General features: G+C 60.4%; 21 protein-coding genes and 1 pseudogene. 12 read left to right on the forward strand and 10 right to left on the reverse strand.

The annotated features are described in order from the left end of the window. The 3 genes and pseudogenes from ACR0K1_RS07235 to ACR0K1_RS07245 all read right to left on the reverse strand — a co-directional run. Positions 1-102: pseudogene (locus tag ACR0K1_RS07235) on the reverse strand (IS5/IS1182 family transposase); the annotation flags it as partial. A 27-nt stretch (positions 103-129) separates the two neighbouring features. After that, positions 130-555 carry a hypothetical protein gene (locus ACR0K1_RS07240; RefSeq protein WP_480849502.1) on the reverse strand — a complete coding sequence of 142 codons (426 nt, stop codon included), beginning with the start codon at positions 553-555 and terminating at the stop codon, positions 130-132. Between the two features lie 183 nt (positions 556-738). Beyond that, on the reverse strand, positions 739-1,110 hold the full coding sequence (locus ACR0K1_RS07245; RefSeq protein WP_480849504.1) for an OB-fold nucleic acid binding domain-containing protein: 372 nt from the start codon (positions 1,108-1,110) through the stop codon (positions 739-741). A gap of 127 nt (positions 1,111-1,237) precedes the next feature. Here ACR0K1_RS07245 and ACR0K1_RS07250 point away from each other — a divergent pair, with 127 nt between their 5' ends. Continuing rightward, a complete protein-coding gene (locus ACR0K1_RS07250; RefSeq protein ID WP_480849506.1) occupies positions 1,238-1,561 on the forward strand; it encodes a 2Fe-2S iron-sulfur cluster-binding protein in 324 nt (107 codons plus the stop codon). Then, positions 1,561-2,445, forward strand: coding sequence for an FG-GAP repeat domain-containing protein (locus ACR0K1_RS07255; protein ID WP_480849508.1), 885 nt, complete (start codon positions 1,561-1,563; stop codon positions 2,443-2,445). The genes ACR0K1_RS07250 and ACR0K1_RS07255 overlap by 1 nt, the downstream gene beginning before the upstream one ends. Before the next feature lie 81 nt (positions 2,446-2,526). On the opposite strand, the gene purD is transcribed toward ACR0K1_RS07255, so the two are convergent. Next, positions 2,527-3,789, reverse strand: a complete 1,263-nt coding sequence (gene purD, locus ACR0K1_RS07260; protein ID WP_480849510.1) for a phosphoribosylamine--glycine ligase — start codon at positions 3,787-3,789, stop codon at positions 2,527-2,529. A gap of 76 nt (positions 3,790-3,865) precedes the next feature. Here purD and xseA point away from each other — a divergent pair, with 76 nt between their 5' ends. Further along, positions 3,866-5,350 carry an exodeoxyribonuclease VII large subunit gene (gene xseA, locus ACR0K1_RS07265; RefSeq protein ID WP_480849512.1) on the forward strand — a complete coding sequence of 495 codons (1,485 nt, stop codon included), beginning with the start codon at positions 3,866-3,868 and terminating at the stop codon, positions 5,348-5,350. A gap of 3 nt (positions 5,351-5,353) precedes the next feature. Further along, positions 5,354-5,995 (forward strand): glutathione S-transferase family protein, encoded by a 642-nt coding sequence (locus ACR0K1_RS07270; RefSeq protein ID WP_480849514.1) that lies wholly within the window; start codon positions 5,354-5,356, stop codon positions 5,993-5,995. Positions 5,996-5,999: 4 nt separating this feature from the next. Here ACR0K1_RS07270 and ACR0K1_RS07275 read toward each other — a convergent pair whose 3' ends face one another. After that, positions 6,000-6,395 (reverse strand): hypothetical protein, encoded by a 396-nt coding sequence (locus ACR0K1_RS07275; protein WP_480849516.1) that lies wholly within the window; start codon positions 6,393-6,395, stop codon positions 6,000-6,002. A 143-nt stretch (positions 6,396-6,538) separates the two neighbouring features. Between ACR0K1_RS07275 and ACR0K1_RS07280 the strand changes: the two genes are divergently transcribed. From ACR0K1_RS07280 to ACR0K1_RS07315, 8 genes are all read left to right on the forward strand, one after another. Beyond that, a complete protein-coding gene (locus tag ACR0K1_RS07280) occupies positions 6,539-7,174 on the forward strand; it encodes a lysoplasmalogenase family protein (RefSeq protein ID WP_480849518.1) in 636 nt (211 codons plus the stop codon). A 58-nt stretch (positions 7,175-7,232) separates the two neighbouring features. Further along, entirely contained in the window at positions 7,233-8,372 is a 1,140-nt protein-coding gene (ftsY, locus tag ACR0K1_RS07285) for a signal recognition particle-docking protein FtsY (protein ID WP_480849520.1), read from the forward strand. An 86-nt stretch (positions 8,373-8,458) separates the two neighbouring features. Beyond that, complete coding sequence (locus ACR0K1_RS07290) at positions 8,459-9,361, forward strand: EamA family transporter (RefSeq protein WP_480849522.1); 903 nt, start codon at positions 8,459-8,461, stop codon at positions 9,359-9,361. A 17-nt stretch (positions 9,362-9,378) separates the two neighbouring features. After that, on the forward strand, positions 9,379-9,984 hold the full coding sequence (locus ACR0K1_RS07295; protein ID WP_480849524.1) for an inner membrane-spanning protein YciB: 606 nt from the start codon (positions 9,379-9,381) through the stop codon (positions 9,982-9,984). A gap of 126 nt (positions 9,985-10,110) precedes the next feature. Further along, a complete protein-coding gene (locus tag ACR0K1_RS07300) occupies positions 10,111-10,779 on the forward strand; it encodes a Crp/Fnr family transcriptional regulator (RefSeq protein WP_480610084.1) in 669 nt (222 codons plus the stop codon). A 257-nt stretch (positions 10,780-11,036) separates the two neighbouring features. Further along, positions 11,037-12,056 (forward strand): hypothetical protein, encoded by a 1,020-nt coding sequence (locus ACR0K1_RS07305; RefSeq protein WP_480849527.1) that lies wholly within the window; start codon positions 11,037-11,039, stop codon positions 12,054-12,056. Positions 12,057-12,144: 88 nt separating this feature from the next. Then, positions 12,145-15,162 carry a trypsin-like peptidase domain-containing protein gene (locus tag ACR0K1_RS07310; protein ID WP_480849529.1) on the forward strand — a complete coding sequence of 1,006 codons (3,018 nt, stop codon included), beginning with the start codon at positions 12,145-12,147 and terminating at the stop codon, positions 15,160-15,162. A 107-nt stretch (positions 15,163-15,269) separates the two neighbouring features. After that, positions 15,270-15,674 (forward strand): OsmC family protein, encoded by a 405-nt coding sequence (locus ACR0K1_RS07315; RefSeq protein WP_480610078.1) that lies wholly within the window; start codon positions 15,270-15,272, stop codon positions 15,672-15,674. A 92-nt stretch (positions 15,675-15,766) separates the two neighbouring features. Here ACR0K1_RS07315 and ACR0K1_RS07320 read toward each other — a convergent pair whose 3' ends face one another. The 5 genes from ACR0K1_RS07320 to gor form a co-directional block, all read right to left on the reverse strand. After that, positions 15,767-17,206 (reverse strand): Do family serine endopeptidase, encoded by a 1,440-nt coding sequence (locus ACR0K1_RS07320; protein WP_480850070.1) that lies wholly within the window; start codon positions 17,204-17,206, stop codon positions 15,767-15,769. 181 nt (positions 17,207-17,387) lie between these two features. After that, positions 17,388-17,582, reverse strand: coding sequence for a DUF2065 domain-containing protein (locus ACR0K1_RS07325; protein ID WP_480849531.1), 195 nt, complete (start codon positions 17,580-17,582; stop codon positions 17,388-17,390). Further along, complete coding sequence (gene hflC, locus ACR0K1_RS07330) at positions 17,582-18,478, reverse strand: protease modulator HflC (protein WP_480610074.1); 897 nt, start codon at positions 18,476-18,478, stop codon at positions 17,582-17,584. The genes ACR0K1_RS07325 and hflC overlap by 1 nt, the downstream gene beginning before the upstream one ends. Continuing rightward, positions 18,478-19,620 (reverse strand): FtsH protease activity modulator HflK, encoded by a 1,143-nt coding sequence (gene hflK / locus ACR0K1_RS07335; protein WP_480850072.1) that lies wholly within the window; start codon positions 19,618-19,620, stop codon positions 18,478-18,480. Before hflK ends, hflC begins: the two co-directional genes overlap by 1 nt. A gap of 72 nt (positions 19,621-19,692) precedes the next feature. After that, positions 19,693-21,051, reverse strand: a complete 1,359-nt coding sequence (gene gor / locus ACR0K1_RS07340) for a glutathione-disulfide reductase (protein ID WP_480849534.1) — start codon at positions 21,049-21,051, stop codon at positions 19,693-19,695. Between the last annotated feature and the right edge of the window lie 51 nt (positions 21,052-21,102).

Consider the following 21,102-nt stretch of genomic DNA (forward strand, 5'->3'; position numbering starts at 1 on the left):
CAGCACACGCCGATCATCTACACGTGGTTTGCCATGGGACTTCGGAAAGTAAGGCTCCAAACGCGCCATCTGCGCATCATCCAACCAATATGGATCGCTCATATCACCGCTCGATTTTCGACCGGTGAATCACGCCGACATACAGAAATCAATGGGTCCTGACCCTAGGTCTTGTAACGCAAAGAGCGCACCTTGTGACCTTTCTCGATCTTTCCGATCATTTTGTGTTTCGGAGGTCATCAATTCTACAGCCTGCAGTGCCGTCTCTTTTCGAAGTCGCGCCTCTGCATCTCTCTGAATCGCTAATGAACGCGCGTCAATTGAGTGTTTAAGGCCCAAGCCAATAGCGCTAATTGATGTCGTCAAAAGCGCCCCTCCAAGCCCAACTGTTGCCGCGATGACTCTAGGGCTGGTGAATTCTGAAGTAGGGTCAAAAACTCCTATCCACCAGAGCGCTAAAATGTACAAAGCTGGGCCCATCAATATTACAGCCCATATCTGCATTAATGGCTCTCTTAGATTTTTAAGCAGCTTCTTTGCGGTTTTGGCATCCAACTCCGATCTCCAAATCTAAATTTTAATTATTATCCTGACAGTAAAGTTTCCGAAAATAGGTAAAGAGTAATTTGGGCACCGCGATGCGTTGCAACCTTAAAGAGGTTAAGTTTAGTCTTTTTTCATACAATTGTAAAATAACAGCGTGACACGTCACAACGAAACTGCAGCAAATTTATCCACCTACCCCTCCCCCCGCACCAGCACATCCAGCATCCCCGAGATATCCTCGATCTCTTCCGCGATCACGTGGATGACCGCGTCGGCCTTCTGCATCCGCCCCGTCACGCGCAGCAACCGCCCCGAAATCACCGCGCGGCGGAACTGCTCATAGATTTTGCGCCAGACCACGACGTTGACGATGCCGGTCTCATCCTCAAGCGTAACGAAGATCACCCCCTTGGCCGTCCCCGGCCTCTGCCGCAGGATCACCAGCCCGGCCACCGTCACCCGCGCGCCCTCGGGCGGATTATCCAGCCGGTTGGCGGGCAGACAGGCAGGCGGGTGTGGCCAGTCCCGGTTTGAAACTGCGGGGCGAACAGGGGCAACAAGCATGAGAACAAAAATAGAACAAACCGTAAGAAAGTCCAGAGGCGGCGCGATGAGTCGCAAATGAGGCTGGTCAGACCCCAATGCCTTGACTAAACACCATTTCGAACATCGCAAAAGGAAGACGCAAGCAATGGCAAAGATCACCTATGTCGAGCACGGCGGTACCGAACACACTGTCGAGGTCGCCAACGGACTGACCGTCATGGAAGGGGCCCGTGACAACAACATCCCCGGCATCGAAGCCGATTGCGGCGGCGCCTGCGCGTGTTCGACCTGCCACGTCTATGTCCACCCCGACTGGGTCGAGAAAATCCCGGCCAAGGACGACATGGAAGAGGACATGCTGGACTTTGCCTATGAGCCCGACCCCAACCATTCGCGCCTGACCTGCCAGATCAAGGTTACGGATGAGCTGGAAGGGCTGGTCGTTCAAATGCCGGAAAAACAGATCTGATGCTTGCGAAAGCGCCGCGCCTGTCCGCTTGCCTGTGGCAACGTTGGGCACGCGGCGCGGGCCTGGTGTTGGGCATATGGCTCGGCTGGCTGACCGTGGCTGAAGCCTGCAGAATCCCACCCCACCATCGGGGAATTGCGAACGGCTCATACGTCGTCACACCCGGCTGCACCGGCGACCAGTTCGTCGCCTGCCCAGGACAGTTCATTTCGGCAGCATGGTACAGCCAAGAAACCAGCCGCTACCCACATGGCGTTCTCGGGGATACCATCGAGTACACCGGGCTCAACGTATACTCCAGTGCGCCATACACAGACTCTTGTGGAACAAAACTCGTCCATTTGGACGAGTTTCACGTCTTCGAAGATATCGCCCCGAGGCTTGTCGATCTGGATGGGGACCAAAGCGCGGAAATCATCACTGTTCGCAGTCACGCTGAAAAAGGCGCGCAACTCGCGATTTATGCCGACCGGGGCGACTACAAGCTCAAACTCATTGCCGCGACACCCTACATCGGAACAAAGAACCGCTGGCTCGCCCCAATCGGCGCAGCCGACCTGGACGGCGACGGCAATATCGAGATCGCCTATATCGACCGCCCGCATCTTGCAAAAACCCTGCGCATCTGGCGGTTCATCGATGGAGCCTTAACAGAAAACGGCAACCTAACCGAAATCGCCTCCCTCTCCGATTTGACCAACCACAAGATCGGCGAGGATTTCATCTCCGGCGGCATCCGAACGTGCGGTGACACTCCCGAGATGATCCTCGTGAACGGCAACTGGACCCGCATCATCAGCGTCTCGTACCAAAACGGCTGGACCAAAACCGATCTCGGCCCGTTCAACGGCCCCGACAGCCTGACCAGCGCCCTCAACTGCTGATCCGCACTTCATCTGTCCATAAATATCCTGGGGGTGAGGCCACAGGCCGAGGGGGCAAAGCCCCCTGACCCGATCAGCCGATCAAAGCGCCCGCCAGCCGATATCGCGACGAAAAAACCCTTCGGGCCAGTCGACGCCATCCACCATCGCATAAGCCCGGTCGCGCGCATCCTGCAGCGTCGCGCCCCGCGCTGTCACGTTCAGAACCCGTCCCCCCGACGCCTGAACCTGACCATCAGCCGCTTTGGTCCCGGCATGAAACACCATGTTGCTGCTGTCTTCAGGAATCCCCTCCAGCCCCCTGATAACAGAGCCTTTCTCGTACGAGCCCGGATACCCTTTCGCAGCCATCACAACCGTCATGGCATGGTCATCCGCCCAGTTCACGCGCATTTCGCCCAAGCGGCCCTCGGCGGCGGCGTGCATCAGGTCCATCGCCTGCGCGCCCAGGCGCATCATCAGCACCTGACATTCCGGATCGCCAAAACGGACATTGTATTCCACCAGCCTCGGCTGCCCGTCCTTGATCATGAGGCCGGCATAAAGAACGCCCTGAAATGGCATCCCCCGCCCATTCATCTCGGCAATGGTCGGGCGCACGATTTCGTCCATCGCGCGGGCTTCGATCTCGGCGCTCAGCACCGGTGCCGGGGAATAAGCCCCCATGCCCCCGGTGTTCAGGCCGGTGTCGCCCTCTCCCACCCGCTTGTGGTCCTGCGCGGTGCCGACGGACAGGATGTCTTCACCATCGCACAACACGAAAAGCGAGGCTTCCTCGCCATCCATGAACTCTTCGATCACGACCTCGGCCCCGGCCCCACCAAACGCGCCGCCGAACATGTCATCAATAGCGTCCAAGGCGGTTTGCTCGTCCATCGCCACGATCACGCCCTTGCCTGCAGCCAGACCGTCAGCCTTGACGACAATCGGCGCGCCCTGTTCGCGGATATAGGCCTTGGCCGGTTCCGCTTCGGTAAACCGCGCATAGGCCGCTGTCGGCGCGCCCGAAGCGTCACAGATTTCCTTGGTAAAGCTTTTTGACGCTTCCAACCGCGCTGCCTCGGCCGAGGGGCCAAAGACCAGCACGCCCGCCTCGCGCAGCCGATCTGCCACGCCTGCCGCCAGGGGCGCTTCGGGGCCGACGATCACAAAGTCGATTGCGTTTTCCTCGGCAAAGCTGACCACCGCCCCGCCGTTTTCGATATCCAAAGACGCGCAGTCGGCGATCTGTGCAATCCCTGCATTTCCCGGCGCCACGATCAGACGGTCGCATTTGGGGTTCTGCATCACCGCCCAGGCCAGGCTGTGCTCGCGCCCGCCACTGCCGAGAATAAGGATGTTCATGGGGTCGTCTCCGATCTGCTTGGCCTCGCTTGCCGCGCGTTCTAAGCTGGCCGGGCATTTGATACAAGGCGCTGAAATGTCCGACCTGCTTGACGACCCGATCCCGGGCCAAAATACCCCTGAATACACCGTCTCGGACATCTCGGGCGAGGTGAAACGCACGCTGGAAGGCACATTCGGGCGAATCCGTGTGCGGGGCGAGGTCGGGCGCGTGTTCAAGGCGCGGTCGGGCCATCTGTATTACGACATCAAGGATGATCGGAACGTTCTGGCCTGCACCACATGGAAGGGTCAGATCGCGGGCTTGTCGGTGGTGCCGGAAGAAGGGCTCGAGGTCGTGGTCACCGGGCGCCTGACCGCATTCGGCGCGCAGTCCAAATACAACCTGAATGTCGACGAGGTCGCCGTCGCCGGGCAAGGCGCGCTGATGGCATTGCTTGAAAAACGCAAGAAACAGCTTGAATCCGAGGGCCTGTTCGCACCCGAGCGCAAGAAACCCCTGCCCTACCTACCGCAGATCATCGGCGTCGTGACGTCTCCGTCAGGCGCCGTGATCCGCGACATCCTGCATCGCCTGCGCGACCGGTTTCCCCGCAAGGTGCTGATCTGGCCAGTTGCCGTTCAGGGCGCGAATTGCGCCCCCGAGGTGACACGCGCCATCGAAGGTTTCAACGCGCTGACGCCGGGTGGTGCCCTGCCACGGCCAGATCTGATTATCGTCGCGCGGGGCGGCGGGTCCATCGAAGACCTTTGGGGGTTTAACGAAGAAAGCGTGGCCCGCGCTGCGGCGGCATCAGCCATCCCCTTGATTTCAGCCGTCGGGCACGAGACGGACACGACCCTGATCGACTTCGTCTCGGACCGCCGCGCGCCGACGCCCACCGCTGCGGCGGAACTGGCGGTGCCGGTGCGAATGGAACTGCTGGCCTGGACCGGCGAACAGGGCGCGCGCCTGTCCCGTGCCGCCGCCGACGCCGTGCAACGCCGATCTCAGCGCCTGCGCGACCTGTCCCGCGCCTTGCCACGGCCCGACAGTTTGCTGGAAAGCCCCCGCCAACGGCTTGATCTTATTGCAGACCGCCTGACACCGGCACTGGATCGTGGAGTTCAAAACCGCCGTCTGCAAATGGTGAAGCTTTCCGCCCATCTGCGCCCCTCAACCCTGCGCAACCTCGTCACCGCCCGGCAGGAGGCACTGCGCAACCTGTCCTCGCGGCTGTCCTTGCGCCCGATTCAGCGCGAAATCAAACAGCAGAGCCAGAGCATCTCCCGCCTGACCGACCGTCTGAACACCGCGCAAACCTCGCGGCTGGACCGTCTGCGGCAACAGCTTGAGGCCACCGACCGCCTGCACGAAACCCTCAGCTACAAGGCGACGCTGGACCGGGGCTATGCAGTCGTACGCGCCGAAGGAGAGGTCATTACCACCAAAGCCATGGCCGCAGGGCATCCGGTTCTGGAAATTGAATTCGCCGATGGCCGCCTGAAAACCGGCGCGTCGGCCAAGGCCCTGCCCCGGAAACCCAAGCCTGACGCGCCCGATCAGGGCTCTTTGTTCTGAACCATGCTGACTGTCTGGGGCCGCAAAACCTCATCCAATGTTCAGGCGTTGATGTGGTGCATTGGCGAGCTTGGCCTCACGTACCGGCGCCTTGATCTGGGCCACAGGTTCGGCGGGCTCGACACCGACGCCTTTAAAGCCATGAACCCAAACCGAACGATCCCGGTTCTGCAGGACGGCGACAACCCGCCCCTGTGGGAGACCGGCGCGATCCTGCGCTATCTCGCCGCGCGATACGGCACTAATACGTTCTGGCCCGGCGATCCGATCCGGCGGGCCGAGGTCGATAAATGGGCCGAATGGGCCAAGCTGAACATCGCCATGGCCTTTACCGGACCGGTCTTCTGGCATGCTGTTCGAACTGCGCCGTCACAGCGGGACGAAGCCGCCATTCAGGACGCGCTTGTAACCCTCCAAAACAAAATGGAAATCGCGGATGAAAAGCTTGCCCACAACAGGTTTCTGGCAGGCGACGATCTGACCCTAGCCGATATCCAACTGGGCCATGTCCTTTATCGCTACTACGATATCGACATCCGCCGCAGACCCCTTGGCAATCTTCGCAGGTACTACGACGCCCTGACCCAGCGCCCCGCTTACCAAAAGCATGTGATGATCAGCTACGACGAACTACGGGTGACCTGAGCCTTCAAACCCCGACCTCAGGTCCAAGACAAACCATCTCCTGATCGATGTCCTCGATCTCATACAATTCCTGCGCTTCAGGCGCTCCGTCAGGCCGCGCAACAAGCCCGCCACCCGACCGCGTGAACACCCAGCACTGAGGGTCCAGCCGATCCTCATAGACAAAGCAGATCATGTCTTCGCGCTGATACCAGACGCCTTCTTTGCAATTCCCATCCAGAAACGACCAGATGACGCGGCGATTGGGCAGATAGCGTTCGACCCCATAGACCTGCCCGCCGAACTCATAAAACAGGGTCTTTCCCTGCGTGTATTCATCAAACTCCGATCCGGACAAAGGCGACTGCGCGGCGGCAGCCTGACCGACCAAAGCCAGAAGAATCAAAAGACGTCTGAACATGGCCTTACTCTGGCAGATACCGCAGCGCGTGACCATTCAAGCTTTCCCGCGCGGCCACGATGCCCCTACGTCACTGCTTGCATCCGTTTGCCCCCCATTGCCAGACTGCCCGCATCAGGATGGGCATGGCATCGGAGCGGGATATGACGGTAGTTTTCTGGACAGCATTCGTCGGCGCTTTGGCTTACCTGCCAATGTCTGCCCGCCCGGCAAGCAGGTTGCGAACCATGTTGAAAACGGCGTCTGTCGCGTTGCTGGCCGTGATCGCGCTGATGCAGGCCTCACCCTGGTTGCTGGTCGTCGCACTGGCCCTGTGCGCGGCAGGGGACGCGCTATTATCGCGTGAGACTGACGGCACTTTCATGGCCGGGGTCGCAGCCTTCGCATTAGGGCATCTGGCCTATATCGCGCTGTTTCTGACCCAACCTGTCAGCGACCCGTCCCTGATTCTGGACCAGCCTGCCATTGTCTGGTCCCTGGTGATCCTCGGGATTGTCATGGCCACGTTGCTCGCCTCGCGCGCGGGCGATCTGAAAGGGCCGGTGCTGGCCTATATTCCGATCATCCTCGGCATGGGGATCACCGTCCTCGCCTTGCCCGATACAGGCCTGTTGCGATGGGCGCTGCCGGCGGCAATCGCGTTCATCGCCTCGGACCTGATCCTGGCGACCGAGAAATTCCTGCTGCCGTCCAACCATCCTGCCCTGAACCTCACACCCTACTTGATCTGGCCGCTCTATTGGGGGGCGCAGGCCGGTTTTCTGTTCGCCTTTTCGTGACCCTTTGCAACTGCCGCCAATCCGCATTAGGTGAGGGGACCACCTGCGGAGACCGAAAATGGCGTTTTTCTCAAAGCTCAAGGACAAGCTGTTCAAATCCTCATCGCGGCTCGAACAGGGGCTCGACGCGATTGTCGAGGATGGGGGCGAGGAAACCGCCGCACCCGATCCGCTGATCCCCGAGCCTGAGCCCAAGCCACAGCCGGTTCCCGAGCTTCCCGAACCGGCCCCCGCCCCGCAACCGGTTGAAACGCCAACGCCTCTGCCCGCCGACCCCATTCCGGCACCACCACCGCCGGAAGTACCCGAATCCAAAGGCCTGCTGGGCCGCCTGTTCAGCCGTGGTGAAAACCGCACCGAAATTCGGCGCACACTGGATGACGATATGCTGGAGCAGCTCGAAGAGCTTCTGATCGCGTCTGACATGGGCGTCGACACCGCTCTGCGCGTCACCGCCAACATGGCCGAGGGGCGCTTTGGCCGCAAACTCTCGACCGGTGAAATCAAACAGCTGCTGGCTCAGGAAGTCGCCCGCGTGATGGAACCCGTCGCCAAACCCATGCCGCTTTATCCCAAACGCCCGCAGGTCGTGCTGGTCGTGGGCGTCAACGGATCCGGCAAAACCACCACCATCGGCAAACTCGCCAGCCAGTTCAAAGCCGCAGGCAAAAAGGTGGTCATCGCTGCAGGAGATACCTTCCGCGCCGCCGCCGTCGAACAACTGCAGGTCTGGGGCGACCGCGCAGGCGTGCCCGTCCTGACCGCCCCCGAAGGTTCCGACCCTGCCTCGCTGGCATTCGATGCTCTGACCAAGGCGCAGAACGATGGCGCTGACCTGCTGATGATCGACACAGCAGGCCGCCTGCAAAACCGCGCCGACCTGATGGAGGAACTGGCCAAGATCGTCCGCGTCATCCGCAAGGTCGACGAGACCGCTCCGCACAACACCCTGCTGGTGCTGGACGCCACGACTGGCCAGAACGCGCTGAGCCAGGTCGAAACCTTCCGCAACCTCGCCGATGTCTCCGGCCTCGTGATGACAAAGCTCGACGGCACCGCCAAAGGCGGCGTGCTGGTGGCACTGGCCGACAAATTCGGCCTGCCGATCCACGCCATCGGCGTCGGCGAGCAAATCGACGACCTTGCCCCCTTCGACCCCGAAGAATTCGCCGCCGCCCTAACCGGCCTGCAAAGCTGATCCGGACCTTCATCTGTCTGAAAATATCCTCCGGGGGTCCGGGGGTGGAAAACCCCCGGCCTCTCCACCCACGAAAGACCTGAGTATTGAGTGACTGGCTGATCTCCCTCGAAGGCACTGAATCCGGCCATCACCTTGCCCTCGCCCTCGCGCTGATGGCCGCCTTTCTGCACGCCGTCTTCGGCGCGTTGCAAAAGGGCCGGCACGACCCGTGGATGTCACGCGGGGCCATCGACGCGTGCTATTGCCTGATGGCTGCCCCCTTCGCGTTCTTCGTGGTCCCCTGGCCCGAACCCTATATGTGGCCCATCTTCGCGACCGTCTGGCTGATTCACATCGGCTATAAGGTCCTGCAGGCCGCCGCCTATACCAAGGGCTCCTACACCGTGGTCTACCCGGTCGTACGCGGCACCGGCCCTCTGTTCACCGTTATCGGAGCCTACCTGCTGTTTGGAGAGACCTTCTCAGCCGTTCAATGGCTGGGTGTGGCGACATTGATGGCAGGCATCTTCGGCCTCGCCGCCTATAACCTGCGGTACTTGGAAACCAACCGCGAGACGCTGGGCATTGCCCTTGCGCTGGCACTGGCCACCGGCCTGTTCGTCGCGCTTTACACCACCTATGACGCCTACGGCATCCGCGCGACAGCCGACCCGTTCACCTTTCTGGCGTGGTTCTTCATGATCGACGGGGCAGCCATGCCCATCTACGCCGCCCTCAGATACCGCGCCATGATCCACCGCCCGGCGCTTGGCCCGCTGATGCTGCGGGGCCTTGCAGGCGGCATCATCGCACCCATGTCCTTCGGAGCCATCATGCTTGCCACCCGCCTCGACAAAGTTGGCGAGGCTGCGGTGTTGCGCGAAACCTCGACGGTCTTTGCCGCGCTGATCGGCTGGCTGGTTCTGAAAGAAACCGTCGGCCCAAGACGCATTGCCCTGATGGCATTGATTGCACTCGGCGCCGTAATAGTTGAAATGGGCGGGTAAGCAGCAGGACGCAGGCCATGACAGACAAAAAAGAGATCAACCCGTTTCTGAAGCAGGCATTGGAACTGGGCCCGCCGCTGGCCTTTTTCCTCATCTATCTGCGCCTGCGCGACGACAGTTTTCTGATCGGCGGCACCGAGTATTCTGGCTTTATCGTCGCCACCATCATCTTCGTGCCGCTGATGCTGGGCGCGATGGGCGTGCTTTGGCTCCTGACGGGCAAGCTCAGCCGGATGCAGATTTTCACGGCGATCATGGTGATCTTCTTCGGCGGCCTGACCGCCTGGTTCAATGACGAGCGGTTCTTCAAGATGAAAACAACGCTTGTCTACGGCTTCTTCTCGGTCATCCTTGGCATTGGCCTGCTACAGGGCAAATCCTATCTGGCCTATGTTCTGGACGAGATGCTGCCCATGCGCCACGAAGGCTGGATGATCCTGACCCGACGCCTGTGCGGCTGTTTCGCCGTTCTGGCGGTGGCCAACGAACTGGTCTGGCGCACGCTGTCCACCGATCTTTGGGTCAAGATCGAAACCTTCGGCTTTCCCATCGCCCTGATGGTGTTTCTGATGCTGCAGTTCAACCTGCTGCAGAGCTATATGGACGATCCCGACCATCAATAGGCCCGACATTGTGTTAACGCAGGGATCGGCCCAACCGGCGAAAACCTGACAAAATCCTTGGCTTAGCCCCCAAGCTGTGAAAGGTTAACTCACCACTCACAATTTACACCCGGAGACCCGTAACGTATGACGGCCTTCCCAAACAGCGGCTTTTTGTCCGACGCATCTGAAGGGCTGCGGGCAATGCTGTCTGCACAAGCATCCGAAATTTCACTGACCAAGGGGGAAACCCTGTTCGAACAGGGCGACGAAGGCGACGCGCTTTATGCCATTCTTGAAGGCACGCTCGAGGTTTCGTTTCTGGCCATGAGCGGCCGAAAACTGACCCTGACCCTGATGCGCCCTGGCGAGGTGTTTGGCGAAATTGCGCTGTTCGACAGCGGCCCACGCACCGCAACCATCGCCGCAGCGGAACCTTCACGGGTTTTGCGTGTGCGCCGCCGGGACGTGATGAACCAGATCCGCCAGCATCCGGACCTTGCGGTCGATATGGTCCGTCTGGCAGGCCTGCGCATGCGCTGGATGGGCTCGCAACTGAACGAGCAGGTCTTTCTGCCGATGCCGATCCGGCTGGCCCGCAAGCTGTTGCACCTGTCGGGACTTCAAGACAACCCGCGTGACCGGATCACTCTGTCGCAAAGCGAACTGGCCGAGTTCGTGGGCGCCACGCGCGAGGCGGTGTCCAAGACGATTTCAACCTGGAAACGCGACGAGGTGGTCGAGGCATCTCGCGGCGGCTTGCTGATCCAGGATTTCGAGGCCTTGCGGGAACTCGCGGAATCCGACCTGATCTGATCCTTGTGACTTGCTTCACAGACGGGCACCCGCCCGGGGTCTAAAGTGATTCCTGTTACTGTAAGAGGTCAGAGAATCATCCCCGATATCTGTCCACTGATCTCTCCCTGTATCTGAGCCATATGCCCACGGGCGTATGGCTCATTTTTTTGTTTGCGACAGGCATCAATCGCCGGGGACACAGCAACCCCGATACTGACGCGCCATTTCCGTGTTAGACTTACGCTTGCGCGTCTCAGCAAGGCAAGAGGTCCGGTTTGGCTAAACGTCATGTAAAACTGCGTTATTTTGCAATAGCGCTGCTGCCGATCATCGTCTTCGGGGTACATGAGCTTATCCTGAAGCACATGATCGCGGCAGACCTTGATGTGCCCGTCGCCATCCTGCTGGACGACCGTCCATGGCTGGAATCGACCGGCCGTTTCCGGTTTCTGGCGGCCTCGTGGTTCTTTGTCGCCTTGTCTCTGCTGCCCGTGGCATTGCTGGCCCGCACCCTGTCGCGCCCGATCGACCGCAAAACCAAAACCGCCGCGATCCTGACCGTTCTGGCGATCTTTGTTATGGCCATCGTGCCGACGATCCAGCAATACGCGACCGCTCAGGCCCCCAAGATTTACCATCAGGTGGGAAAAGCCGTGTTTGAAACCGCCCTGTCACAGGGTACCCTGCCCGGCTGCAAAACGCCCGAAAATGCGTGGCTGCTGGGAAACTGCGGTGACAAGCCCGTCTTTGCCATGTTCTTGCGTGTTATGGACATCGTGAATGCCTTTGCCGGGCTTGCGGTCGGATCGCTGATTGTCGGTATGATCCTTTGCCTGACCTCGAGTGACCGCAGCGATGTCGAGGAAACGGCCGCCGAGCTGGCCAAAAACCTGCGTCAGATGCGGCAGCAATTGTATATCTCCAGCCTGATCCTGACTTTTGGCATGTTCTTTGCCACAAGCTGGATGCACTGGCCATTGCCCTTGATCGCGGACGCGCACAAGGCCGCGTATACATCGCTTGTCACCTCGTCTGCATTGTTTACGGGCACCTATTTCTGCCTGCTGATGCTCAGCTTTTTCCTTCCGGTCGCGGTCATTCTGGACACCCGGATCAACAGGCTGGCCCTTGCCGCAAACCGGATTGACGACCCCGAAAGTGAGTTTGATGTTAGCGCATGGCGCTCGTCGCACGGGTTGTCCGAGGGGACCAGCGACCTGCTGCGCGCGGGATTTGCCCTGATCGCGCCGATCCTGGCGGCATTTGCGGGCGGTATTACCCCGCTGCCCATTTGAACCCAAAACCGACCCCAAGGTGCTTTGCAGGTTAATCTGTGATAAGGTCAGACTTATTCGTTAAGTTCTTTATTCCCGAGGATTGGCCATGCAGAAGATTTCTTACGCCAGATTCATGGATCTGTGGGAAAATCTGGATACCCCTGATCACGTTCTTGAAAACTACGTCATCATGGAACCGGGCGAGAGCGCGTTTTCCTTCAACATTCGCCCAAATCCCGAAACCGTCTATGATATCCCCCGGTTCGAGGCCAGCCTGTCCAGCCTGAACTCGCGCAGCCGACGCCGCAGGCAACGGGATTTCAACGATGCGATCAAGGCGGGCGATACCCGGCCCGTTCTTGTCAGCGAAGGCGACAGCTGGTTTCAGTTTCCTCTGCTTCTGGACGACGTGATTGACCATCTGGGCGACGATTACCTGATCTGGAGCCTCGGGGCCGCCGGCGACACGGTCGAGAACATGATCGACAATGATACGGCGGAATACATGCAGGGCCTGCGCGATCAGGCCCACCATGTTCAGGCATTTCTGCTGTCGGCCGCTGGCAACGATGTGATCGGCGCGAAGAACGGGAAACCTGTGCTGCTTTCGCTGCTGCATAACGGCACACGGTCGGACCGGCCCGAAAAGCTGATCAACCGGGCCGAGTTGAAACGGGTAACGGACGGCCTGCGCGAAAGCTATCGCAAGGTTGTGCGCAACGTCCGGTCCGACGACCAGTTTAAGACCCTTCCCATTCTGATCCACGGTTACGATTATGCCTTCCCGTTTCCAAACAGCAGGAATGACAATCGCCGCCCGATCTGGGTTTTCACCAATCGGGACAAATGGTTGGGCAGCGCTTTCAAAGACAAGGGCATCGACAATCCCAAAACCCGGCGCGAGATTATCCGTATCCTGATCGACGCGCTCTATGAGACCCTCGCCGAGGTCGCGGATGAGGACCCGAACGTTCATCTGATTGACGTGCGCCGAACCCTGACGCACAGAACCGACTGGGCGGATGAGATTCACGCCAAAAGCCCCGGATTTGGCCGGGTTGCCGCCAAATTCGATCAGGTGCTGAAACAGGTGGTCAAGCGCAGCGACGGGTTCGAAACCTCAGCCGTCTATGGCGGGGGTGGTGGTTCAAGCCAGCCGGGTGAGATATCGACCATGCCCAAAGCGGCCCGATCCCGCATCGGCGTGCCCGAGGTTGCCGGCAAGACCCTCGGCATCCCCAATCTGGAAATGTTTGCCGAAGGGTTCACCGCCAGCACCCGGTTCGAGGCGATCATCGAAGAGGATGACAGCGTGCCCTACGGCTTTCTGTCGAAAGGGGCCGAGGTCGGCAAGGCCGTCGCCCGGATCAGCACCCATGGCAGGTCCTGGGATGGGCGAACCGGCAGTTGGCGGGGCACCGGCTTTCTGATCGCGCCCAACATCCTGCTGACCAATTCCCACGTGATCAACAGCCCCGAGGTCGCCTCGGAAGCCGAGGTGGAGTTCGGATACGAGGAAGGCGCGGACGGAGAGCTGTTACCCTCGACCCGGTTCCGGCTGAACCCCAGCAGGCTGTTCATCACCAGCCCGCCCGAGGATCTGGACTATTGCTTTGTCTGGGTCGAAGGCAATCCCGGCCAGCAATTCAACAGCATACAGCTTTGGCGCGGGTCGTTTATCGCGCAGGACCGCTATCCCGCCCATATCATCCACCACCCGGATGGCAGGCCGAAACGGGCTTCACTGCGCAAGAATGATATTTTCACCGGCCTCGGCTCGCGCGAGGTGCTGGTCCACTACACGGCGGACACGATGTATGGCAGCTCTGGCGCGCCGGTCCTGCGCGACGACTGGCGATTGTTTGCCCTGCATCACGCGTTCGAGGACGTAGATGCCGACCTTCGTCGAGACATGAACAAGGCAGGTTACGACGGCGACCGCATCAACGAAGGCATCAAGATTTCCGCCATCGCCATCGATCTGGACATCCGCGCCCGCACCGGGCCGGACCCGCAATCCGCGCGCGAGGTGTTGCGCCACATGGGCGGCAGCGACTCGCGGACAGGGTATTTCGGCACGCTGGGCCGGAAACCAAGCGGCGAAACCGCGTTCGAGCGCGTGGTGGATACCTATCGCGGGGCGGATCAGGACGTCGATGTCGCCTTCTGGAATGTCGAATGGTTCAACAGGGACTACGAGCATAAACTCAGCGACGTCGCCCGGGTCATCGCGGACCTCAACCTGGATATCTGGGCGCTCGAGGAAGTGTCGCCGGAAGCGACCGAAGCGCTGGTTGCGGAACTGAAACGTAAGTTCGAGATGGAATTCGACTATCTCGCTTCGGAACCCGGGGCCAGCACCGGCAGGCAGACCACAACCGTCATCTGGAACACTCTGACCGTGTCGGGTGAAAGTCTGGACTGGCCGGTCGAGGCGCACCGGCTGCTGAAACTCGACAGCCGCGATCCAGATGCGCAGGAGTTCGAAGCGGTGGACGGCAAGATCTTTAACCGCTACCCGGGGCTGTTCCGGTTTACCTCGACCACCTCAGCATCCAATGACCCGTTCGACTTTCTGCTGGTCCCGCTGCACCTCAAGGCCAAATCCGAGGGGGCAAAAAGGCGCAAGATGGCGGCAAACATGCTGGCCAAGGTCATCAACATGGCCATGAGCGAATTTGGCGAGACGGATGTTCTGATCGGCGGCGACATCAATGCCGAGCTTGGAACCGGCCAGTTTCAGGGTTTGCTGGACGCCGATTTTCAGGCGCTGAGCGCAGCGGATGAACGCGATGGGGCCTTTACCTATCTCAAGCGGCCCTACCTTTCGCTGATCGACTCGATCTTTGCCTCGGCGGACATGAGCGCGAATATCGACAGCGAGGATTTCATGATCATCGCCGCCGACCGCGCCTTTCCCGACTTCGTGACGCGGGTGTCGGATCATCGCCCTGTCATGGTTCGGCTCAGTCTGGGGGACGCGACCGAGGCGGCGGGTTCTGGCAAGTCGACCACGACCACTGCGGATACCACTGGCGACGACGGGTGCATTCGCAAGGTCGCAGACAGTTTCCGTAAGGACCCGGAGGGCACGCTTCGGCGGATTCTGAACGCGTCCGAGTGAGGTGTTCGCGGCAAAGCTTGGTCTGTTTCCCAATGATGGAGCCCCCGGTTATCAGGGATATCACTGTCCATTTTAGGGCCGACAAATAGTCTGGAAAGGTTAATCAGATGCAAGTTAACGTAAGTTTGCGAAACTTGCCCGGCACCGAAGCGGCGGTCGGTTGGGCTGGCGGGCATACGATCGTTGCCGACAGACCTCTGGGAAAGGCGGGCGGACAGGGGCTTGGTTTCAACGGTGCCCAACTGCTTGCCCTGTCGCTGGGCGGGTGTTTTTGCAACGACCTGCGCTATGTAGCCGACGAACTGGGTGTCGGAATCTCAGAGATATCGGTGGATGTTTCGCTTGAGTTGGCCGGTGAGCCTTTGGTCGCAGTTGCGGCGCAAATGACCGTTCATTGCACGACCAAGGATGGCTCTGACGCGTCGGTCATTGTCGAGCGCGCCAAATCTAGTTGCATGGTAAGCAACTCGCTGACGCGGGGCGTGCCTGTCACCATCTCGACGGCTGGTTAGCCTGTATCTAAAACGACAGCACCCCCGCATTTTGTGCGAGGGTGCTTACTACTTAAGTGCCGGTTATTAGGTAAACCTGAGGCGCGTTCAGCTTATTCCTCAAGGCTCAGCGCGACAAAGCGCGGGTCGCCGCCACGGCGCACCAGCAGCAGCAGGGATTTGCGGCCTGCCTCGCGGGCCTCCTCCATCCGTGCTTCAAGATCGGCGATGGTTTCGACCTTTTGCTGCCCGGCTTCGGTGATCAGATCACCCGCCCGCAGGCCTTTGGCAAACGCCTCGGACGCTTCGTCGACCTCGGACACAACCAGACCATCCGCATCGGCGTCCAGCCCCATGTCTTCACGCAGCGTGTCCGTCAGCGGCGAGATTGTCAGGCCAAGAATGTCAGCGTTTTCGTCCGTTTCGGCATCAGGTGTTTCCTCGTCACCAGTATCAGCGCGTTCGGCATCTTCACGGCGGCCCAACGTGACCAGCACGGTCTGCGTGCCGCCATCCCGATGCACGACGACCCGCACCGACTTGCCAACAGTGGTTTCACCCACCTGGCGCACAAGGCCGCGCGTGTCTTCCACCTCGACCCCGTCAAAGCTCAGGATCACGTCACCGGCTTTCAGGCCCGCCTCCTTCGCGGGACCATCCGGCACATCGCTGATCAGCGCACCACCGGGTTTGTCCAGGCCCATTGCCTCGGCCATGTCCTCGGTCACGTCCTGAATGCGTACGCCCAGCCAGCCGCGGCGGGTTTCTCCGAACTCGCGCAGCTGATCGACAACCTTGATCACCACGTTCGAGGCCATCGAGAACCCGATGCCAATCGAGCCGCCATTGGGCGACAGGATCGCTGTATTCACACCAATCACCTGCCCGTCCATGTTGAACAGCGGCCCGCCCGAGTTGCCCCGGTTGATCGCCGCGTCGGTCTGGATGTAGTCGTCATAAGACCCGCTCAGCGCCCGGTTCCGGGCCGAGACGATCCCGGCAGAGACCGAAAAGCCCTGCCCCAGCGGGTTGCCCATGGCGATCACCCAATCCCCAACCCGCGCCGTGTCGCTGTCGCCGAACTGAACATATTGCAGCGGGCCTGTCGCTTCGACCTTGAGCAGGGCGATATCGGTTTTTTCGTCGGTCCCGATCACCTTGGCAGGCAGTTCTTTGGCGGGCTGTCCGTCGCCGGGGAAAAATTCGATAAGAATTTCATCAGCTTCCGCGATGACGTGATTGTTGGTGACGATGAACCCGTCTTCCGAGATCACAAAGCCCGACCCCAGCGCGTTGCTGCGGCGCGGGCGGCTGTCGTCATCGCCGTTGCGGTCCTGAAATTCGCGGAAGAAATCCTCGAACGGAGAGCCTTCGGGCACGATGCCCTGCGGCCCGCTCTGCCCCTCGATCAGCGTGCTGGTGGTGATGTTCACCACCGCCGGGCTGATCTGTTCGGCCAGCGGAGCAAGGCTTTCGCCCCGCGCCTGCGCCGCGATGGTCTGCGCAAGAACAAGCAGCGACCCGGCAAAGGCCAGCCACATCAACCGCATCATAACACTTAACTCGTCCCACCGGACGGACACACTGCGCGCTTTCGCCTGCACTTGGGGTCTCCTCGTCGACAAACCTTCCGGGCTGCCCACCGGCAGCCTTCCTTGATATCCAATGTAGTCAGTTTGACAACGTGAGCAACTCGGGATCGCGCGGAAATCACCGGCAAGTGAGGTCCTTGTGTCAAAATCCCAACTGGTAAGCGCCCCAAAGCAGGACCAGCCCGCTGACCACACACAGCAACCCCATCAGCCGCCGGGCCGATTCCGGCAGGGCGCGCAGCGCTTCGAGCATGCGTTCAATAAGCGAAGGGGCCAGCGCATAGGCCAGCCCCTCGACAATCAGCACCAGCCCGAAGGCCAGAAGGATCATTCCCATTACTCAGATGCCGCAGCAGCCGGTGCCCGCCGTCCGCTCGGCGAGGCGAGATAGTTGAAGAACTCGGAATCCGGGCTCAGGATCAACGAACTGTTGCTGCCCTGCAGGGCATTTTCATATGCGGTCAGAGAGCGGTAGAACTCAAAGAATTCAGGGTCCGCGCCATAGGCTTCGGCAAAGATCGCGTTGCGTTCGGCGTCGGCCTCACCGCGAATAATCTCGGCCTCGCGATTGGCGTCCGAGACCAGTTCGACCACGGTCCGGTCGGCCTGCGCGCGAACACGCTGCGCAGCCTCGTTACCACGGGCGCGTTCGTCGGTCGCCTCACGTTCCCGTTCGGCCTTCATCCGGTCGAATGTCGCTTCAAGGTTCGCCTGCGGCAGGTCGGTCGCCTTCAAACGTACGTCGATGACGCTGACGCCCAGCGCCCGCGCTTCGGCAATCGCGCTGTTGCGGATGCGCAGCATCAGGGCGGCCCGGTCGGAACTGAGGATATCGCGAGACGAGACCGAACCCAGAACCTCACGCGTTTCGGCGCGCAGGATGCGGTCCAGACGATCTTCGGCCACCGGGATGCCACCGACACCAACGGCCTGACGGAACTGCTCCAGATCGGAAATCCGGTAGCGTGCAAAGGCATCGACCACCAGACGACGATCGTCCAGAGGGGTGACCTCCAGCGGCTGCACGTCGATCGACAGGATACGGTCGTCATAGCGCACCACTTCCTGAATCAGCGGAATCTTGAACGCCAGACCGGGCTCTTCCTTCACCGCTACAACGCGGCCAAACTGCAGCACCAGCGCGCGTTCACGCTCGTCCACGATGAAGATCGAGGACAAAAGGCCGACAACCGCAATCACGATGATCGGCAGAATAAATGTTGCCTTACGCATCAGTTGCTCTCCTCGGCCTGGTTGCGGCGCAGTTCGTTCAGCGGCAGGTAGGGCACAACGCCCTGCCCCGAGCCGGTGGAGTTTTCATCCAGAATGATCTTGTCCACGTCGCCCAGAACCTGCTCCATCCGTTCCAGATAGAGGCGCTTGCGGGTCACGTCTGGCGCTTTGGAGTATTCCTCGAGAACCGCGCTGAAGCGGCTCGCCTCACCCTGAGCACTGTTGATCTGCTGAGCGCGATAGGCCTCGGCCTCTTCCAGAACCTGCGCGGCTTCACCGCGCGCTTCGGCCAACACACGGTTTGCGTAGGCGTCGGCCACGTTCTGCAGACGGTCACGTTCCTGCGCAGCGGCCTGAACGTCGCGGAAGGCGGCGATCACGTCCTGCGGCGGGTCGGCCTTGTCAAAGTTCACACGGACGATGTTCACGCCGGAATCATAGCTGTCCATCGTCAGCTGAATCAGCTCCTGCAGACGTTCGGCAATGATACCGCGATCCCGGTTCAGGATCGGGGCCAACTCGCTTTGTGCAATAATCTCGCGCATCGCCGATTCCGACACGGCGCGGATCGTTTGACGCGGATCGCGCAGGTTAAACAGATATTTGGCCGGATCGTTGATGTTCCAGACGACCTGGTAGTCGATATCGACCACATTTTCGTCCCCGGTCAGCATCAGACCATCGTCGCTGCCGCGCGCACCGCCCATATCTTCGTTTTGTTCGCGGGTGACCGGTATAACTTCAGCCGTTACAAACGGCCACGGCGCGAAGTTCAGACCGGGATTACCAACGGCCGAGAACTCACCCAGAAACAGCTCAACCGACTGTTCTTCGGGTTTGACGGTGTAGAAGCTGGCCAGCCCCCACAGCACTGCTGCGGCGACCAGACCAATCGCAACCGTGCCCTTGGTGAACGCCGGACCACCGCCGCCGCCCGAACCGCTGCCACCACGGCCACCGCCGCCGCGACCGCCCATCAGGACGCGCAGCTGCTCTTGACCCTTTTTCATCAGCTCGTCGATCTCGGGGATCTGCGGGCCGTCGTCCTGGGGTGGCTTGCGCCCGTCCCCGTTGTTACCCCGATTTCCTCCGCCGCCGGATGAGCCTCCGCCCCCCCAGGGGCCACCGCTGTTGCCCGCCATATGTGTCTTTTCCCTTGTGTTGGACCGTGTGATCACGGGTTCCCTTGTAACGTGTGTGCGCGCGGTTGCAAATCAAGCCGTACGCACAGGTTGCCGCAGTGTTACCAGTTCTTCGGCCATGACCGGATGAACCGCAACCGTGCGGTCGAAATCTTCCTTCGTCGCGCCCATCTTGACGGCGATGCCGGCAAGCTGGATCATCTCGCCCGCGCCGGGGGCAACGATGTGGCAGCCCAGCACCTTGCGGGTCGCCTGACTGACGAGAAGCTTCATCAGAACGCGCTGCGTGCCACCGGCAAACGCCTTTTGCATCGGCTTGAACGAAGTTGCGTAAACCTCGATCGGCTCCTGCGCGGAGGCCTCTTCCTCGCTCAACCCTACAGTGCCGAATTCGGGCTGGGTGAAGATCGCGGTCGGGATCAATTCGTGATCCACCGGGGTCGGGTTGCCTTTGAACACGGTCTCGACGAAGGCCATGCCTTCGCGGATCGCAACCGGGGTCAGGTTGACGCGGTCGGTCACGTCGCCGATAGCATAGATCGAGGGCACGGCGGTCTGGCTGTATTCATCGACGATGATCTCACCCTTGCGGCCCCGTTCGACACCCAAGTCCTCCAGCCCCAGATCATCGGCATTCGGCGCACGGCCTGTGGCGTACATCACCACGTCGAACAGTTGCTCGGACCCGTTGGTGGCCTTGACCCAGATCTTGTCGCCCTGCTGTTTCATCTCAAGCACATTGGTGCCCAGATGCAGATCGATGCCGTTCTGGCACATCTCTTCGCTGATCAGGCCGCGCGCCTCTTCGTCGAAGCCGCGCAGGATTTGCGCCCCGCGATAGTACTGAGTGGTCTTCACCCCCATCCCGTTCATGATCCCGGCAAACTCGCTGGCGATATAGCCGCCGCCGACGATCAGGATGCTTTCCGGCAGCTTCTCCAGATGGAAAATCTCGTTCGAGGTGATTGCCAGTTCCGACCCCGGAAACTCAGGCACAACCGGGTGGCCGCCGGTGGCGATCAGGATATGCTTGGCCGTTTTGCGCGTGCCATCAGCCAGTTCCACCGTATGAGGATCGACCACGCGGGCGCGCTGGTCGAAGCTTTCGACGCCGTTGTTCTTCAGGATGTTGCGGTAGATGCCTTCCAGCCGGTCCAGTTCCGCAACCAGCTTGCCGTGGAATGTGTTCCAGTCGAGCGCACCCGGCTGAATGTCCCAGCCATAAGCCTGCGCGTCGCCGACCATGCCTGAAAACTCGCTGGCGAATACCATCAGCTTCTTCGGGACACATCCGCGGATAACGCAGGTGCCGCCATAGCGATCCTCTTCCGCCAGCGCCACCTTGGCCCCGGTTTCACCCGCCGCCACGCGCGCCGCCCGGACCCCGCCCGAGCCGCCACCGATGACGAAAAGATCATAATCAAAGCTCATGCCGGGTTCCTTCATTCAGCAAAATTCCTTGGATATCTGGGCGTGAAAACC

The organism is Ruegeria sp. F5 (genome assembly GCF_056533845.1).

Bases quoted from the DNA above. Each gene is read 5' to 3' on its own strand.
- xseA (WP_480849512.1), top strand. From the start codon at position 3,866: ATGTCCGACCTGCTTGACGACCCGATCCCGGGCCAAAATACCCCTGAA.
- ACR0K1_RS07275 (WP_480849516.1), bottom strand. From the start codon at position 6,395: ATGTTCAGACGTCTTTTGATTCTTCTGGCTTTGGTCGGTCAGGCTGCC.
- ACR0K1_RS07250 (WP_480849506.1), top strand. From the start codon at position 1,238: ATGGCAAAGATCACCTATGTCGAGCACGGCGGTACCGAACACACTGTC.
- hflC (WP_480610074.1), bottom strand. From the start codon at position 18,478: ATGCGTAAGGCAACATTTATTCTGCCGATCATCGTGATTGCGGTTGTC.
- gor (WP_480849534.1), bottom strand. From the start codon at position 21,051: ATGAGCTTTGATTATGATCTTTTCGTCATCGGTGGCGGCTCGGGCGGG.
- ACR0K1_RS07295 (WP_480849524.1), top strand. From the start codon at position 9,379: ATGACAGACAAAAAAGAGATCAACCCGTTTCTGAAGCAGGCATTGGAA.
- ftsY (WP_480849520.1), top strand. From the start codon at position 7,233: ATGGCGTTTTTCTCAAAGCTCAAGGACAAGCTGTTCAAATCCTCATCG.
- ACR0K1_RS07245 (WP_480849504.1), bottom strand. From the start codon at position 1,110: ATGCTTGTTGCCCCTGTTCGCCCCGCAGTTTCAAACCGGGACTGGCCA.
- ACR0K1_RS07270 (WP_480849514.1), top strand. From the start codon at position 5,354: ATGCTGACTGTCTGGGGCCGCAAAACCTCATCCAATGTTCAGGCGTTG.
- ACR0K1_RS07280 (WP_480849518.1), top strand. From the start codon at position 6,539: ATGACGGTAGTTTTCTGGACAGCATTCGTCGGCGCTTTGGCTTACCTG.
- purD (WP_480849510.1), bottom strand. From the start codon at position 3,789: ATGAACATCCTTATTCTCGGCAGTGGCGGGCGCGAGCACAGCCTGGCC.
- ACR0K1_RS07315 (WP_480610078.1), top strand. From the start codon at position 15,270: ATGCAAGTTAACGTAAGTTTGCGAAACTTGCCCGGCACCGAAGCGGCG.
- ACR0K1_RS07255 (WP_480849508.1), top strand. From the start codon at position 1,561: ATGCTTGCGAAAGCGCCGCGCCTGTCCGCTTGCCTGTGGCAACGTTGG.
- ACR0K1_RS07310 (WP_480849529.1), top strand. From the start codon at position 12,145: ATGCAGAAGATTTCTTACGCCAGATTCATGGATCTGTGGGAAAATCTG.
- ACR0K1_RS07320 (WP_480850070.1), bottom strand. From the start codon at position 17,206: ATGATGCGGTTGATGTGGCTGGCCTTTGCCGGGTCGCTGCTTGTTCTT.
- ACR0K1_RS07325 (WP_480849531.1), bottom strand. From the start codon at position 17,582: ATGGGAATGATCCTTCTGGCCTTCGGGCTGGTGCTGATTGTCGAGGGG.
- hflK (WP_480850072.1), bottom strand. From the start codon at position 19,620: ATGGCGGGCAACAGCGGTGGCCCCTGGGGGGGCGGAGGCTCATCCGGC.
- ACR0K1_RS07300 (WP_480610084.1), top strand. From the start codon at position 10,111: ATGACGGCCTTCCCAAACAGCGGCTTTTTGTCCGACGCATCTGAAGGG.